The organism is Roseburia intestinalis L1-82 (genome assembly GCF_900537995.1).
Lineage (GTDB): Bacteria > Bacillota > Clostridia > Lachnospirales > Lachnospiraceae > Roseburia > Roseburia intestinalis.
In genome coordinates this window covers 4,275,517-4,292,851 of record NZ_LR027880.1, presented here as the reverse complement: position 1 = coordinate 4,292,851, position 17,335 = coordinate 4,275,517, and the positions used below count along the sequence as shown (strand labels likewise).

Annotated in this window: 11 protein-coding genes; 8 read left to right on the top strand and 3 right to left on the bottom strand. The window is 39.4% G+C overall.

Annotated elements, in window-relative coordinates; all coding sequences use genetic code 11:
* Nucleotides 1–22 precede the first annotated feature (22 nt).
* From RIL182_RS20120 to RIL182_RS20100, 5 genes are read left to right on the top strand one after another with little or no spacing between them, the layout of a single operon-like run.
* Nucleotides 23–1,429: a family 43 glycosylhydrolase gene (locus tag RIL182_RS20120; RefSeq protein WP_055195957.1), complete on the top strand. Its 1,407-nt coding sequence runs from the start codon at nt 23–25 to the stop codon at nt 1,427–1,429.
* A 41-nt stretch (nt 1,430–1,470) separates the two neighbouring features.
* Nucleotides 1,471–3,372: an endo-1,4-beta-xylanase gene (locus tag RIL182_RS20115; protein WP_055195956.1), complete on the top strand. Its 1,902-nt coding sequence runs from the start codon at nt 1,471–1,473 to the stop codon at nt 3,370–3,372.
* A gap of 59 nt (nt 3,373–3,431) precedes the next feature.
* A complete protein-coding gene (locus RIL182_RS20110) occupies nt 3,432–5,048 on the top strand; it encodes a glycoside hydrolase family 43 protein (protein ID WP_006856467.1) in 1,617 nt (538 codons plus the stop codon).
* Entirely contained in the window at nt 5,041–7,266 is a 2,226-nt protein-coding gene (locus RIL182_RS20105) for a glycoside hydrolase family 95 protein (protein WP_006856466.1), read from the top strand. The genes RIL182_RS20110 and RIL182_RS20105 overlap by 8 nt, the downstream gene beginning before the upstream one ends.
* 56 nt (nt 7,267–7,322) lie before the next feature.
* On the top strand, nt 7,323–8,864 hold the full coding sequence (locus tag RIL182_RS20100) for a glycoside hydrolase family 43 protein (RefSeq protein WP_006856465.1): 1,542 nt from the start codon (nt 7,323–7,325) through the stop codon (nt 8,862–8,864).
* A 209-nt stretch (nt 8,865–9,073) separates the two neighbouring features.
* Here RIL182_RS20100 and RIL182_RS20095 read toward each other — a convergent pair whose 3' ends face one another.
* A complete protein-coding gene (locus RIL182_RS20095) occupies nt 9,074–10,207 on the bottom strand; it encodes a glycoside hydrolase family 27 protein (RefSeq protein WP_006856464.1) in 1,134 nt (377 codons plus the stop codon).
* Nucleotides 10,208–10,321: 114 nt separating this feature from the next.
* Between RIL182_RS20095 and RIL182_RS20090 the strand changes: the two genes are divergently transcribed.
* The 3 genes from RIL182_RS20090 (at nt 10,322) to RIL182_RS20080 (ending at nt 14,662) form a co-directional block, all read left to right on the top strand.
* The gene (locus tag RIL182_RS20090; protein WP_167535099.1) at nt 10,322–11,119 is read left to right on the top strand and encodes an AraC family transcriptional regulator; all 798 of its coding nucleotides are present in this window, start codon (nt 10,322–10,324) and stop codon (nt 11,117–11,119) included.
* Between the two features lie 146 nt (nt 11,120–11,265).
* Nucleotides 11,266–13,101 carry a family 43 glycosylhydrolase gene (locus RIL182_RS20085; protein WP_044998810.1) on the top strand — a complete coding sequence of 612 codons (1,836 nt, stop codon included), beginning with the start codon at nt 11,266–11,268 and terminating at the stop codon, nt 13,099–13,101.
* Nucleotides 13,088–14,662, top strand: a complete 1,575-nt coding sequence (locus tag RIL182_RS20080) for a glycoside hydrolase family 43 protein (RefSeq protein WP_006856461.1) — start codon at nt 13,088–13,090, stop codon at nt 14,660–14,662. Before RIL182_RS20085 ends, RIL182_RS20080 begins: the two co-directional genes overlap by 14 nt.
* 49 nt (nt 14,663–14,711) lie before the next feature.
* On the opposite strand, the gene RIL182_RS20075 is transcribed toward RIL182_RS20080, so the two are convergent.
* Together RIL182_RS20075 and RIL182_RS20070 are read right to left on the bottom strand one after the other, a co-directional pair.
* Nucleotides 14,712–15,644 (bottom strand): helix-turn-helix transcriptional regulator, encoded by a 933-nt coding sequence (locus RIL182_RS20075; RefSeq protein ID WP_006856460.1) that lies wholly within the window; start codon nt 15,642–15,644, stop codon nt 14,712–14,714.
* A gap of 142 nt (nt 15,645–15,786) precedes the next feature.
* Complete coding sequence (locus RIL182_RS20070; protein WP_006856457.1) at nt 15,787–17,244, bottom strand: IS5-like element ISRin1 family transposase; 1,458 nt, start codon at nt 17,242–17,244, stop codon at nt 15,787–15,789.
* Nucleotides 17,245–17,335 lie beyond the last annotated feature (91 nt).

Here is a 17,335-nt window from a genome sequence, read left to right as displayed (position 1 = left end):
ATGAGAGGAATGAAAACGGGGGATGAAAAAGCAAGCATTTAATCCATATCTGCCGTCATGGGAATATATACCTGACGGTGAGCCGTATGTGTTTGGAGACAGGGTTTATATTTATGGTTCACACGATTACTATAACGGGCATGTTTTCTGTCTTGGCAATTATGTCTGCTGGTCTGCTCCAGTTGATGAACTTGGAAATTGGCGTTATGAAGGCGTGATTTATGAAAAAACAGAAGATCCATTAAACAGAGAAGGAAAAATGTGTCTTTATGCGCCGGATATTACCAAAGGACCGGATGGACGGTACTATTTATATTATGTACTTGATCATGTAAGTGTGGTTTCAGTTGCAGTTTGTGATACACCTGCCGGAAAATTTGAATTTTATGGATATGTACACTATGCAGATGGTACGCGCTTAGGAGAGCGGGATGGGGATGAGCCGCAGTTTGATCCGGGTGTTCTTACAGAGGGAGAAAAAACATTTCTTTACACAGGTTTTTGCGGAAAAGGAGATAAATCAAGAAGTGGTGCAATGGCAACTGTGTTGGGGGCAGATATGCTGACAATCAAAGAACCACCGGTAATTGTGGTACCGGGTTGTGAATATGGCAAAAATTCCGGATTTGAGGGGCATGAATTTTTCGAAGCCTCTTCTATTCGTAAAGTGGGAGACTACTACTACTTTATATATTCTTCTGTTGTGATGCATGAATTGTGTTATGCAATCAGTAGAGAACCGACAAAGGGATTTACCTATGGCGGCGTTATCGTAAGCAACTGCGACCTGCATATTGCCAGTTATAAGCCCTCCGCAATGCCAATGGCATATGGAGCAAATAATCATGGAAGTATCGTGCGGATTGGCAAAGATTGGTATATTTTTTACCATCGGCATACAAGCGGAACATGGTACAGTCGGCAGGGATGTGCAGAAAAAATAGAAATTTTGCCTGACGGAACCATTCCGCAGGTGGAAATTACCTCCTGTGGATTAAATGGAGGACCATTGAGAGGAGAGGGAGAGTACCTGGGCTATCTGGCATGTAATCTTTTTACGGATACACCATCCGTATATGTTGGTGGTGACGGATTTCCAAAGGTTATGCAGGATGGACGTGATGGTGACGAAGAGCCGGGCTATATTGGAAACATTCAGGATGGTGCTACTGCCGGTTTTAAATATTTTGATTGTCGGGGTGTTCATGAAATCGCAATTAAGGCACGAGGATATGGTGATGGGGTATTTGAAATTCGTACCAGATGGGATGGGGAGGTACTGGGAAGTATCCGGGTACAATATACAAATGTTTGGGAAGAATACAGTACAACGGTCCGCATTCCGGATGGAGTGCAGGCAATCTATATCACCTATCGCGGAGGTGGAAACGTGAGTCTGTTATCCTTTACCCTTAAGAAGGAAAAGTAAAACATTTGGATAAAGACAGGCGGAGAAGGGATGTAATTAGAATGAAGGCTGGAAAAGTAAGAAAAAAAGTGCTGGCATTATTGCTGGCGGGAACGGCTATATTGGGATTGACAGGAGGGGGAACAATGCAGGTGGAAGCAGCTGGGCAGGAAAATGCCTATGTGGATACAAGCAGTTATGAACAGCTTTATAAGCTTTATGAAGACTATTTCAAATTAGGTATAGCCTGTCAGGCAATGGATCATTGGAATGATCCGACTGCGGAAATTGGAAATCAGGAAAAAGAAGAGCTGATAAACAGAATGTTTAACAGCATGACATTTGGAAATGAATTGAAACCGGCATATAATTTTGATGCTTCGTCTGAAAACTTATTTAAGGTCGATTTTGCAGCTGAAGAAATGCTTGAGTGGGCAAAGGAAAATAATATGAAGGTCAGAGGACATGTATTGGTATGGCATAGTCAGGTGGATCCTTCTATTTTTGCAATTGATTATCAGGCATACGCAGACGGTAAACTGACAAAATCGGATACGGCAAAGCTGGATGAAGAATGTCTGGTGGATAGAGAAGAACTTCTGGCTCGTTTAAAGCGGTATATCTATGGTGTATTGGAGTATACTTACAAGAATGGTTATGCAGATGTTATTTATGCATGGGATGTAGTAAATGAAGCGGCCGACGAGAATCAGTATGATGGTTTGCGGCGCAGCTATTGGTATCAGATTATTGGACCGGACTATCTGTATTATGCTTTTTTATATGCGAGAGAAGCAGAGACATTGTATGCAAAGCAGTATGCATCACTTTATGGATTGGATGCGGATACAGATGATCTTTCTTCCATTCAGCCAAAACTGTTTTATAACGATTATAATGAGTGGTTTGGAAGCCGTAGCGATGCAATTATTCATTTTTTGACAGAAGAGCCATGGAATGAAAACCATGAAAAAGTAAAGAGTTCTGTAATTAATCCAGACGGAGATGGTACGATTTATGGAGATGGTTTACTTGACGGGATTGGTATGCAGGGTCATCTTGATGACACACAGAATATTGAGCAGTATATGATTGCATTAGAAAAATATAATGCGGCAGTACCGGAGCTTCATATTACAGAATTGGATATTGGACGTACCGGAACAGATGCAAATGCAAATTATTATCAGGCAAAATTTTATTATGAATTTTTCTCACGTTTAATTGAAGAAGTAAAAAAGGGAGTGAATCTTACCTCTGTGACATTATGGGGATTAACAGATGATGCATCATGGAGAAGAGATTCGAATCCATTGCTTTTCAATGCAGATTTGTCCAAAAAACCGGCATTTGAGGCAATGGTAATGGCTGCAAAAGGAGAAGAGTTCTCTATGACACCTGAAAAGATTGCTGTTGAAGCAAAAGATATGCTTGTCACTTTTGAACCATTTAAGGAAGATGGAAAAACAAAAACTGTAACACCACAGGACATCGGTGCAGTCAGTCGTGGAAGCGGTCATCAGTCAGTGATTACAGTTGTAAATGAAGAAAATCATACAGAGGATGCAGCAATTGGTTTCTCACTTCGCGTCAGAAGAAATGAGAATGATGCATCAATGAAAATGGATGTGTCTTCCTATATCGGTAAAACAATAAAAATTACTGCATTTGTTAAGACACAAGATAAGAAAATTCGTATGGGATTAGATGGGGCAGAGTCAAAATTACTTGTAGAAGAGAAGTCATTGGGTGATTGGACAGAATTATCTACTGTTTGTGAGATTTCAGAGGAGTTAAATTCTGCCTATTTATTTTTTGAAACAGATGGTAATGCAGACTTTTATCTGGATGATATTTCTATCACATGTCAGGATACAGATATTATAGAACAGGAACAAAAAGAAATGAGTCTGTGGGAAAAAATAGTAAAATTCTTTGAAAATTTATTTCATTCTGATAAATAGAGTGATAAAAATTTTCTGTGATAAATAGAAGAAGCTGTCAACGACAGGAGGAGAGCAGAATGAGTGAGGTGACATGGATGGAAAGAGATGTGAATCCAATTACAAAGCTTGATTATCCGGATGTGGATGTTATACGTGTAGAAAATACGTATTATATGGTTAGCACAACCATGCATTTTATGCCGGGCTGTGAAATATTACGTTCATATGACCTTATTCATTGGGAGCATGCTACATATGTGTATGATAGACTGGACGGTACATCAGGGCAGAGGCTTGAGGAGAATGAGAACATTTACGGAAAAGGAATGTGGGCAGCAAGCCTTCGTTGCCATAAGGGTATATTCTATGTGTGCTTTGTTGCAAATGATACAGGCAAGACTTATCTGTTTCAGTCGAAGGATATCTATGGACCATGGAAGAAACAGACAATTGAAGGGTTTTATCATGATTGTTCATTGTTATTTGATGACGATGACAGAGTGTATCTTGCATCCGGGAATAAGAATATTCGTTTAGTGGAGCTAAAAAAAGATATGAGTGGACCAAAGGAAGGTGGGATTGACCGTATCGTAGTAAGCGATGAGGGAAACCCGAACCTTGGATATGAAGGAACTCATTTTTATAAAATCAATGGAAAATATTATTTATTTTTCATTCATTCACTTAGGAGTGAGTGGAAACGTGTAGAAGCATGTTTTGTATCTGATTCACTCGAAGGAGAGTTTATAGGTAAAGACGTACTGAACGATGATAGGGGTTATTGTAATCAAGGTGTTGCACAAGGAGGCATTGTGGATACTCCGGATGGAAGGTGGTATGCAATGTTGTTTCAGGATCATGGTGCAGTAGGAAGAATTCCGGTGTTACTTCCGATAAGCTGGGAAAAAGATTTTCCAGTATTTGGAGACAATGGAAGAATACCTAAGATCTTTGAAATCGGTAGTACAAAAGAAACTTACGAATATCGTCCGTTAGTGGAGAGTGATGATTTTCGAAAGAGAGGAATGCCAGTAGATGCTTCCCAAGATAGAGTGACAGTCGAAGAAGCATATGATTCTTTTGGATTCAAAAGCTGTTGGCAGTTTAATCATGAACCGGATCTGGACTTGGTAGAAAACGACTGTGAAAAAGGTTGCATTACGATTAAAACAGGAAAATTATGTGAGAATATTATGCAGGCAAAAAATGTTCTGACACAGCGCATGATGTTTCCGGAATGTTGTGGAGAAATCACCATAGATGCTTCTAATATTAAGGAAGGTGATTATGCAGGGCTCTGTGCATTTCAGGGATGTTATGGAATGGTAGCCGTGACAAAGCGAAATGGCAGATATTATGTCGTTATGAAAGAAATGCCGGATGTAAAACATGGAACCCCAAAAGATATAGAAGAAATGGAAAGAGAATGCATTCCGGTTGAAAACACAAAAATTCATTTAAAAATTGAAGCTAATTTTCAAAAAATGAAGGATGAAACAGTTTTCTATTTCGATGATGGACAAGGTTTTAAACAGATTGGAATTCGAAAAAAACTATATTTTAAATTAGATCATTTTAGCGGCTGTCGCTTTGGACTATTTGTATATGCCACAAAGGAGACAGGAGGAAAAGCATCCTTCACTGATTTTATCTACACAGGCAGTTCGGATAAGAAAAGAGGAAAATATGAGTAGTCTATGGTATAAAGAACCGGCAAAAGTATGGGAAGAAGCACTGCCATTAGGGAACGGCAGAATAGGTGCAATGATTTTCGGTGGTGTGGAACAGGAACGAATACAGGTAAATGAAGAAAGTATCTGGTATGGTGGTCCGGTTGATAGAAATAATCCTGATGCAAAAGCGCATTTAGAAGAAATTCGGCAGCATATTTTTGAAGGAAGACTGAAAGAAGCACAAAGGCTTATGAATTTAACAATGTCAGGGTGCCCGGACAGTATGCATCCCTACCAGACATTGGGCGATATCAATATTTATAGTAGTGGAATCGAAGATGTGGAGAATTATAAAAGAAGCCTTAACTTAGAAGAGGCTGTATGTCTGGTAGAATTTGATAGTCGCAGTGTGCATTTTAAGCGAGAAATGTTTTTGTCATATCCAAAGGATTGTCTGGTAATTCGTTTTACAGCAGATAAATCATCACAGATTTCTTTTCAGGCGAATTTATCGCGCGGCAGATATTTTGACGGAATAAATAAGCTGGGAGAAAATGGTATCTGCTTATATGGAAATCTTGGAAGAGGTGGAAGTGATTTCGTAATGGGAATCAAAGCATGGGCAAAAGGTGGAGTGGCAAGTGCAGTTGGAGGAAATCTTTGTGTGCAAGGTGCAGATGAAGTGCTACTGACTTTTTGTGCAGCTTCATCCTTCCGGAACAAGAAAAAATGTGATGAACTGTTGCGGGAAATTGAAGAAAAAATGAATAATGCGGCAATGCTTACCTATGAAGAACTTTTTGAGGAGCACAAAGAGGATTATCGGACTTTATTTGCCAGGGTGGAATTTCAGCTTGATGGAGTCGAAAAGTTTGATGTTATACCAACAAATGAGCGAATAGAAAGAGCGGCAAAGGAAACGCCGGACATAGGCCTTAGCAAAATGTTATTTGACTATGGGAGATATTTGCTTATTTCCTGCAGTAGACCGGGAGGACTTCCGGCAACTTTGCAGGGAATTTGGAATCAGGATTTTACTCCGCCATGGGAATCAAAATATACAATAAATATTAATACAGAAATGAATTATTGGCTGGCGGAAAGTTGCAATCTTTCCGAATGTCATATGCCATTATTTGATTTGCTTGAAAGAATGGTAGAAAACGGACGAAGGACAGCAGAAAAAATGTATGGTTGCAGAGGGTTCGTGGCGCATCATAATACAGATATTCATGGAGATACTGCACCTCAGGATACCTGGTATCCTGCAACTTATTGGGTAATGGGAGCAGCCTGGCTTTGTACTCATTTGTGGACACATTATGAATACACATTGGATAGAGAATTTCTTGAAAGAAGTTATCCGATTATGTGTGAGGCAGCATTGTTTTTTATTGATTTTCTCGTGGAAAAGGATGGCTATCTGGTCACTTGCCCTTCACTGTCACCGGAAAATACATATTGTTTGCCGAACGGAGAAATGGGAGCTGTTAGCTATGGTGCTACCATGGATAATCAGATTTTAAGAGATTTATTTTCTCAGTGCCTTGCAGCGGGAAAAATTTTACAGGCAACGAATTCAGCTTTTTTGGAGAAGGCGGAATATGTGCTTCAAAAGCTGTTACCAACAAGAATCGGTAGCGACGGAAGAATCATGGAGTGGATGGAAGAGTATGAGGAGTGCGAACCCGGACACAGGCATATTTCACATTTATATGGATTGCATCCATCGGAACAGATTACGGTGGATAATACACCAAAGCTTGCCGAAGCAGCAAGAAAAACACTAGAGACACGTTTAAAAAATGGTGGTGGGCATACAGGATGGAGTAGGGCATGGATTATTAATCATTATGCAAAACTGTGGGATGGAGAAATTGCATACCATAATATTGAACAGATGCTTGCAAGCTCTATTTATCCGAATCTTTTTGACAGACATCCACCATTCCAGATTGATGGTAATTTCGGAGTTACAGCAGCTATTGCTGAAATGTTAGTGCAGAGTACAGCAGAACGGATTATATTGCTTCCGGCATTGCCGGTTGCATGGACAACGGGAAGTGTGAAAGGACTGCGTATAAAGGGAAATGCAGAGATTTCATTAAAATGGGAAGAACACAAGCTAACGGAATGCACGATACATGCATATGAGAAGCTACATACAAGGATTATTTATAGAAACAAAACGATGAAGATAATCCTTGAAAAGGGTGAAGAAAAAAACATGATGTTATAAGGGATATATGGAAGAATATACAAATAATGAAAATTTAGAAATATAGGAGAATAAGAATGACAACAGCAGTAAATCCGATTTTAAGCGGTTTTTATCCGGATCCGTCTATTTGTGCGGTAGGAGAAGATTTTTATCTTGTGAGTTCAACATTTGCATATTTTCCTGGGGTGCCGATTTTTCACAGTACAGATTTGGCACATTGGGAACAGATTGGAAATATTCTAGACAGACCTTCACAATTGCCATTGGCAGGATGTGAACATTCCCAGGGAATATTTGCGCCAACGATTCGATATCATGAAGGAACCTTTTATATGATTACAACAAATGTATCCTATGGGGGAAACTTCCTGGTGACTGCAGAAAATCCTGCAGGTCCATGGTCAGAACCACATTATATTGAAAATGCACCGGGAATTGATCCAAGCTTATTTTTTGATACAGACGGTACCTGCTATTATGTAGGAACCAGACCAAATACAGAAGGTGTTAGATATAACGGAGATTGGGAGGTTTGGACGCAGGAGTTAGACCTTAAGACCATGAAACTTGTTGGTGACAGCCATAAAATCTGGAAGGGTGCACTAAAGAATGTTATTTGGCCGGAAGGACCACATCTTTATAAGAAAGACGGATATTATTATCTGATGATAGCGGAGGGTGGAACCGGACCGGATCATTGTATTTCTGTTGCAAGAAGTAAGGATATTTTTGCGGAATTTGAAGGGAATCCAAAGAATCCAATTATTACACACAGACATCTTGGAAAAGACTATCCGATTATCTATGTCGGACATGGCGATTTAGTGGAAGATTGTAATGGAAATTGGTATGTTGTGATGCTCGCATCAAGACCATGTGAAGGTTATACCAATATGGGAAGAGAAACATTTCTTGCAAAAGTGGAATGGGAAGATGGATGGCCAATTATAAATCGGGGGGTTGGTAAACTAGAGGATACGGTTGAAATTTCACTTCCAAAGATGCAGATGATACCAAAAAGTCCAATCTATAGTTTTGCCCAGGATAAACTGGATATGGCATTTTTGACACTTCGAAATCCTGATTCAGATATGTACGAACTAGACCAGAATAAGGGAGTATTAAAGCTTGCATTAAAAAATGTAACATTAAAGGAACAGGCTTCTCCTGCATATGTTGCATTACGCCAAAGACATCAGGATTATCAGGCCGGTGTACAGATGAGATTTACACCAGGCAACGAGCAGGAATGTGCGGGAATAGCAGTTATGCAGAGTAATGAATATCATATCCGCTTTGAAAAGTACCTTGAAGGAGAGCAGGAAAGTGTTCGTGTTATTTCTTGCGTTGGGGGAAAAGATGATGTCATTGCCAGCTGTAAAGTGCCAAAGGGTGATATGATTCTAAAGATTGTTGCTTGCGGACAGAAAGCAGATTTTTGTTATCAGGTCTGCGGAGAGCAGGTGATGGTAGCTTGTAACGTGGATATTCATTTCTTGAGTACAGAGGTAGCAGGTGGCTTTGTCGGATGTACCATCGGAATGTATGCTTCGTCAAATGGAACAAAGAGCGATAATTATGCAGAGTACGGGTGGATGTTTTACGAACAGATTTAGGAGACATAAAAAGAGCCGGGGTTACACAAAAAGTGTGCAACCCTGGCTTTTAAAATGTTCGATTTTTTGTAGTATAAAATTTTCCGGAATGTCAAGCCGATTTGAAAGACAGGAAATACAAAGATAAGAAGTACTTCCGCGATTCACAAATTTTTTATAAGCTCCGATTTCGTTATGCGTTAATTCTTTTTTGCAATTCATACAGCAACTCAAGGTAAATCAACCACCTTTGCACGAAAGACGGCACAGTCATAAGGTTCTAATTCCCACATTACGTTTGCGTTTACCGTATTTGCTGATTTACCTGTCCATATATCCGTCATGGATAAGGTTTTTCCGGTGCTTTCAGGGAGAGAAACTTCATCGAGATTAAAACGTGCCATTGCTTTTTCTTCATTTAAATTAAAAAGACCAATAGCAATATCGCCGTTTGCAAGATTTTTTGCATAGGTAAGCATATTGTCATTTTGCCAGATTCCGTTTAATCGGTAAGGCTGTCTGTATGCAGGGTCCTGATTAATTGCAATTAGCTCCTTGTTTGTCAGAATTTTTTTTGTTTCAGGTGTCATATCACGAATATCGCAACCAATCATTAATGGGGAACCGAAAAATGACCAGAGAGAAAAATGTGTCCGGTACTGAGTATCATTACATCCCTGGAGACCGACATTTCCTTTTCCGTACATGCCGACTACGAGCATGTCCATATCGTTAAAGCAACCGACACCATTATACGGGAAGAGTGCAGGCTGCTGTTTTGCTAAATCTTTAATAGATTCCCATGTATCAAAAATATCACCGGTAGAGCGCCACATAGAGGAAGCAGAAGTTTTAATCCATTTATGTGTTTCGTCTGCACCCCAGGAGCATGCAGAAAATAGAATATCTCTTCCACAGTTTTCAAGTGCAAGACCCATGCGACGGTACAAGTATTCTCCCGGAATAATATTGCTGTGATAGCAGTAATCATATTTTAAAAAGTCTACACCCCATTCTGCGAATGTAGCAGCGTCAATAAATTCGTGTTCAAAACTTCCCGGATATCCTGCACAGGTTAGATTTCCGGCGCAGGAATACATACCAAATTTCAGACCTTTCTGATGTACATATTCAGCGACAGCCTTCATTCCATGTGGAAATTTTTCCGGATCAGCGACAAGACGACCATTTTTATCTCTTTCTCTTAAAGACCAGCAGTCGTCAATGACAAGATATTCATATCCACATTCGAGTAAACCATTTTCAACCATACTATCGGCTGTTTCCTTAATCATTGTTTCGTTGATGTGTTCGCCAAAGGTATTCCATGAGTTCCATCCCATTGGCGGTGTTAATTTTACCATTTTAATTGACCTCCCAATATATGTATTGTAAATTAATTATATATGGAAAAAATGTACATAATCCATTTATTTGCGTTACAAAACCATGGATTTTTGTTTCAGAAAGGAAGAGCTATGAAAGAAGAATTATTTTCAGAACAGTCAATAAAACTAGTAGGAATGGGGAGACAAAATTGTAAGGATATGCATGCATGGGGACCGGGAATCCGTTCTTGCTTTATTATTCATTATGTAATGAAAGGCGCAGGATATCTCATAGTAAATCATAGAAAATATCATGTGAAAGCCGGTGAGAGTTTTCTGACAAGACCGTATACACTTATTGAATATTACCCGGAGGAAGAAAATCCTTGGGAGTATATGTGGGTGGATTTCTTGGGAAATCAGGTTGAAAACTGGGTGGAACATACACAATTTGAAGAAAAAAACCCGGTTTGTTCTTTGAAACAGGAAGAAAAGATTTTGCCGCTCTTTCTAAAACTGTTAGAAATGGATATTTACCATCAGCAAAGAAATGAAGCTTGTGGAGTTTTGCTTTCAATACTTGGGGTTTACCTTGATATATTTCCTGTTGAATGTGTAGGAAGGAGCGATGAAGATGAGAAAAGGATGGAAATGGCAGTATTGTTGATAAAAAATCATTACCACAAATCAGAATTTCATATACAGAGGCTGTGTGAGATGTTGAATATCAGTAGGGTGACACTTTACCGTCTTTTTAAAAGTAAAACAGGTATTTCGCCTAAACAGTATTTATTGAATTACCGGATAGAACAGGCAAAATTGCTTCTTCGCATGGGTACCTCAGTTAAAAATACGGCGGCTTCCTGCGGATTTAATGATTCATTCTATTTTTCGAGAGTATTTAAGGAATATACAGGTTCTTCACCCTCAAGATATGCAGTCAAATAGCAAAAAATGAGAAAATGTAAGCAAAAACTGGGTAGTTAAGAAAACCAGTTTTTTTTATACTGTAAATATGGAAAGATATGTGAAAATCAACTCTGATTTTGAGAGAAAAATGAAATAAGATAAGTTTAGTGTGGGGGGAAAAGGAGATGTTTTATTTATTAAATTATACAAGAAAGCCGGTAAGTTCAATACTGTATGATGCGAGACTTGCTTATAGTATGCATCTTGCAATCAGTGATGACGGAGAAAAGTTTCAGGCTTTAAACCACAATTCAGGTGTGTTATTTGTGAAAGCCACAGAAAATGAAGATGGTTCTCTTAATCCGAAAAGTATCAAAAATCCTTTTATTTTTCAACTGAAAGAGGAAGGTTATGGAGTTGTAGCAGTCCGCACCAAGGCAGATGGTGAGGATGATGAGGAGAGCAGAGGATGCGTGGTATTGTTTTTTACGAAGGACTTTCTAGAATATGAGGAGTTAGGATTATTTCACTTAGAGGAGCAGTATGTGGAAGAAGTTATCTGTGAGTTTGAGGAAGAATGCTATATCGTGAGATGGAAAAACAGGGATGGAATTTGTAGTGTGGGGCAGACATCGGATATTCGGAAAAGAGATTTGGATTCGGTGGTAATGATGACAGAAGAGACACTTCAGAAGAGTGTGATATTACCGAAGAATGCAGAAATAGAAGGGGCTGTGTTCCACAATATGATTGAAATACCGGAAAATCTTGCAGAAAGGCTAGAAAAGAAACTTTTGACACCGATGAATACAGGGATGTCGTTTCCAAAACAGGTAATTGCTTCGAGTAGGTCAGAATTAAATCAGTTTCTTGCAATGGTAAGTTATAGTGATGGCACCTTTGTTCAGAAAAGAGTAGATTGGGAATTTTCAGATGATATTTTTCGTGAGGAAGGAAGGTACAGAATCCAAGGAAAGGTACATCAGGATAATTATCTGTTCCCGATCGCAGAAAATCGTGCGGATCCATGTATTGGAAGATGGAATGGAAAATATTATTTCATAGCTACAAATGATGCAGACGGAAACAGAACTTTATATATCAGGGAAGCAGATACTATACCGGAACTTCTTACTGCAGAGGAAAAACTGATTCTTGACTGCGAAACATATCCGGAAATCGGAGGGCTTTTATGGGCACCGGAATTTCATGAGATAGATGGAACACTTTATATTTTTCATGCTGCTACGACGGGAGAATTTTATTGTGAAGAAAGTCATGTGATGCAGTTAAAAGAAGGTGGAAATCCTACAAATAAGGAAGACTGGTCTAGACCAAGGCGAGTTGTAAAAAAAGACGGAAGTAAGTTGTGTGAAGACGGAAAAGAAATCACACTGGATATGACCTGCTTTGAGTGGCAGGGAGAATATTATGCAGTCTGGTCACAGCGCCAATTTTTACCGAAAGATTTAGGAGCCTGGCTGTATATTGCAAAGTTAAATCCAAAAGAACCATGGAAATTATTAAGTGATCCGGTTATTCTTTCGAAACCAGAGTATGGATGGGCAAATAACCATACATTTGTAGATGAAGGACCATATGCATTGAAATCAGAGAATACTTTATATCTGACATTTTCCAGTGCGGCTGTAGATACTTCTTATGTTGTTGGACTTCTTCATATAGAAAAAGGGAAAGACTTGCTAGTAAGAGAAAACTGGATAAAAACAAATTATCCGATACTAACATCACGGAGTGTAGAGGGAGAATTTGGAACAGGACACAATGCCTATGTAACAGATGAAGATGGTATCGTTTGGAACACCTATCATGCGAGACAGGGAGTGGATGGCGCACGAAGCAGTGGAATTCGAAGAGTGCATTTTGATATTGATGGTGTGCCTATGTTGGATTTGACAGAGGATAGGGATTTGGTAGAAAAATATAAAAAAATTGAAACAGTATTAGTTGTGGATAAAAATGGAATAGGAAAACGCGGAGGTTTATATGGAACAGATTAATCCTATTATAAAGGCAGATTTCCCTGATCCGGATGTAATAAGGGTGGAAGATACTTACTATATGATTTGTACGACAATGCATTTTTTCCCGGGAGGAATTATTTTACGATCATATGATCTCATACATTGGGAATTTGCATCTTATGTTTTTGACAGACTTGAAAGTACAGATGCACAACGCCTTCAGGGAGAGCAGAGCATCTATGGAAAAGGGATGTGGGCAGCAAGCCTTAGATATCATAAGAATAAATTTTATGTGTGCTTTTCTGCCTATGATGTTGGAAAAACGTATCTGTTTTCCGCAGATGAGATAACCGGACCATGGGAAAAACATTATGTGGAAGGTGTGTATCATCATAATTCTCTTTTGTTTGATGATGACGGAAGAACTTATATTGTATGGGGAATGGATCGGATTCATCTGACGGAACTCAACGAGGAACTTACTGCACCGAAACAAGGTGGATTGGATCGAGTGATAATAGAAGAGAAAGGAGATGTCTATCTTGGTTATGAGGGCTCTCATTTTTATAAAATTAATGGCAGATACTATCTGTTTCTGATACATTGGCCAAAGCGTGGAAAGGGGAGAAGAACCCAGGCCTGCTTTTATACGGATCATCTGACAAATGAATTTATTGGTGGTGATATTTTCGAAGATGATAACGGGTATCTACATCAGGGGATTCCAAAAGGAATTGCACAGGGAGGAATCGTAGAGACGCCAGAAGGAGAGTGGTATTCCGTAATGTTTCAGGATCACGGGGCTGCGGGACGGATGCCTGTGCTAATACCGGTAACATGGAAACAGGATCCGGACAGTCCGGAAGGAAAAAAGCTGCCTGTATTTGGAGATAATGGGAAGATGCCAAAGAAGATTGAGGTGGCAAGCATAAGACCGGATTATCAGTATAAATCATTATTTACATCGGATATTTTTGATAAGGAGAGTGAAAAAGCAAAGATCCATCCGTTATGGCAGTGGAACCACGAGCCGGATCAGAGCCTGTGGAGAAGAACGGAAGATGGAGGTCTGGCAATTAAGACCGGCAAAATCTGTGTTAATGTCATACAGGCAGTTAATACGCTGACACAACGAATGATGTTCCCATCCAGTTCCTTTAAGGTAAGAATTGATGCATCCGAAATACACAATGGCGATTTTGCAGGATTATGTGCATTACAAGGGTGTTATGGCTGGATTGGAATTACCAAGGAAATGGGAAGATATTTTATTGTAATGCACAGTAGAAAAATGCAGGATACTTCTTTACGCGACGTTACTGTAGACTATATGCCGGGAACAGAAGTGTTCCGGGCCCCATTTGATGGAAACTGCGCTGAATTTAAAGTAAAGGGAGATTTTACAGCGGGACGTGATGTCGCAGAGTTTTATTATCGTAGAAACCGGAGATGGATTAAGGCAGGAGAACAGAAGTTGTTTTTTAAGCTGGATCATTTTATGGGGTGTCGTTATGGAATGTTTTTATATTCTACAATCAAAACTGGTGGAGAAGCAGTTTTCTGGGACGGTGAATATAGCTGCCCAGATGAATCATAGAAAGACATATACTGCTTTTGGCATGCAGTTATGAAAAATATGTAGAATTTTATAAATGACGATTCATGGAATACAAAGAACGGTATTCACTTGGCGTACATCCCTTTTTTTGCTTAAAAATGCGGTTAAAAGTGGAAATACTGGAGAATCCGGACTGCAACGCAATTTCAGTAATAGACAGCTCCGGGTTTGCCAGTAGTTCTTCTGCAGCTTTTATTCTACGGTAAATTAAGTAATCATAAAAAGTAGAATCTGTATATTGCTTGAAAAGTCTGGTAAAGTGGTATTTTGAAAAGCCGCTGAAATCAGCAATATTATCTAAGGTCAATTCTTCTGTATAGTGAGAATCAATATAGTCTAAAACTTCATTAAACTTTTGCAAATATTCTTTTTGCTTGTGACTCCTGGTATTTGGAAATAAATCAACATTATTAATTCGGTTTCTGCCGATAGAGACAAACAGATTGATCAAATGGGAATAGATTGCAAGTTCACGAAATTCATTGGAACTAAAATATTCATTTCTCATCTGGACGAGCAACTGGTAAACATCGTTATAAATCTGTGGATAAGTAGTCTTTGTAATATGCAGGCAACTTGTCATCAGTGATTGGATACTGGTATATCCCTTCATCTGGGCAATACTTGATACATCAAATAAGAAGATAAAGCGTTTCCCAGATTCAGGTGCATATAGTGCATGCATTTCACCGGATGGAATGATAAGTATCTCACTTGGCAGGATATGATAGGCTTGACCGGACGCCTCTACATCATAGTGGTTTTCTACGGGCAGGATAATCTCAATAGCGTTATGCCAATGGGTATCATAGTTCTGGTTTTGCTCATTATACCAGATGCGGATTGTCGAATCCTTCTGGAAAGAGATCGTTTCAAAGGAATCTACAACGGTGCGTCCCTCCCAGTCGCTGTTTTGAAGGTAAAAATCCAGATAGTTTTCTTTTATTTGTTTATCAGCCATGGCAACCCCCTCTATTCAAAAGTGAAGATTTTAACTGCTCATTTATTGCCTTCTTTTTAGGACTAATTTAGTGTCTGCTCATTAAGCAACTTATTTTTTCGGTTCCATACGACAACTTTAACTGAAGCATGTTCCAATGAGCTTAAACAACATCATCTATAATGATATAATGCTCTGTTTTTTCGCTTGATATGTTGTCTGAAAAAAAGAGCAAAAAAATACCGGTAAGATCTACAGCAAAGAGATTCGTTACCAGTACTGACATTGCAATAGAGGACAGCGTGGTCTCCTCAAGTTTTGTCATGATAAGACCTGCTCCATTGCAGCGTTTTTCAGTGCTGAAAAATCTTTCAACTTCTATTCTGTCAGTGTTATCCTGGTATTCCTCTTTGGTACTTTTCTTATCCTTTGAAGGACGTCCAAGCTTCGGACCAGACATTGTAATGTTATGGTCTTTGCAGAAATTACGGTTGTCGCGTGTTCTATAGATCTGATCTACCAGAACACGTTTGGGATAATGCCCTGTACGCTCCTTATAACGGTTCATGGCATCTACAAAAATGGTATTCTCATTGTATGCATCAAAGGACAGCTTTTCCAGTCTTGCATGTCCTTTTTCATCTATGCTGACATCATATTTTGCGCCAAATTCCACTGGTGACTTGGCTTTTCCCCGGACAATCGGACGCAGATAGGGCTGGCTGATGCTGACAATACGATCCTCCACACTATGGGTTTTATTCTCATACATGTATTTCTGCTGTTCGTAGAGCTTCTGGATGGTAAGGTAGTAGTCTATGTGCTTTGAAGGCAGCGCATAGCCCGCTTCCATATAGTCTTCCAGGTACTCTAAATCACGCTTGACATAGCCAAGCTGCTTCCTGATTGTTGCACGTATTTTCTTTTCTGTACGCTTTTTGGACTTTGCAAGTGCAAGATACTCTTTTCTGGCTATCCTGCGGTAGGTGCGGGGCTTATCCCATGGATGATAGTTCTTGTGAAAATAGTCAATCATATCCTCAAGCTTCTCACGTGCTTCATTGAGAAGAGAAAAATCTTGTGGATATCTTATGTTGGATGGAGAGCAGGTGGCATCAAGAATCGCTGTCCCAAGATTTTCAATGTCATCTGAGCGTGTATTGGCAGCCTTTGCATTTTTGCTTTCGTTCTTGGGTTCATGCTCTTTTGTAACGCCACTGATTTCAAGGATGTACTCGTTTACTTCCATCAGGTAGTCAGCAGTCAGACGCTTGCGAAAACTGACAATGACAGAAGGCTTTATTGGTGCTTGATGACTGAATTTCTCCATTCCAAGGAAGTACTGCAGATATGGGTTTTCCTGAATCTCTTTTATGACATCTCTGTCAGAAAGTTTCTTGCGCTTCTGAATGATCAATACACCAAGAGCCATTCTAAACGGAGTCGCCGGACGACCTGTCTTGGAAGGGAACATTGCCACATATTTTGCTTCCATTTTGCTCCATGGAATGGCATGAGCCAGCTTGATCCACTCATTAATAGGATCGAGCTCCATGCCACATGACTGGTTGAAGTCGAACAGTGTAATTTGACGATTTTTACGTTTTTCAGGAATATACATGAGCTTTGTGCCTCCAAAATGCAAAGTTTTTTGTCTGAATGCTAATTTACATATGCATTTATTATAGCGCAAACCCTATATAAAATCCACT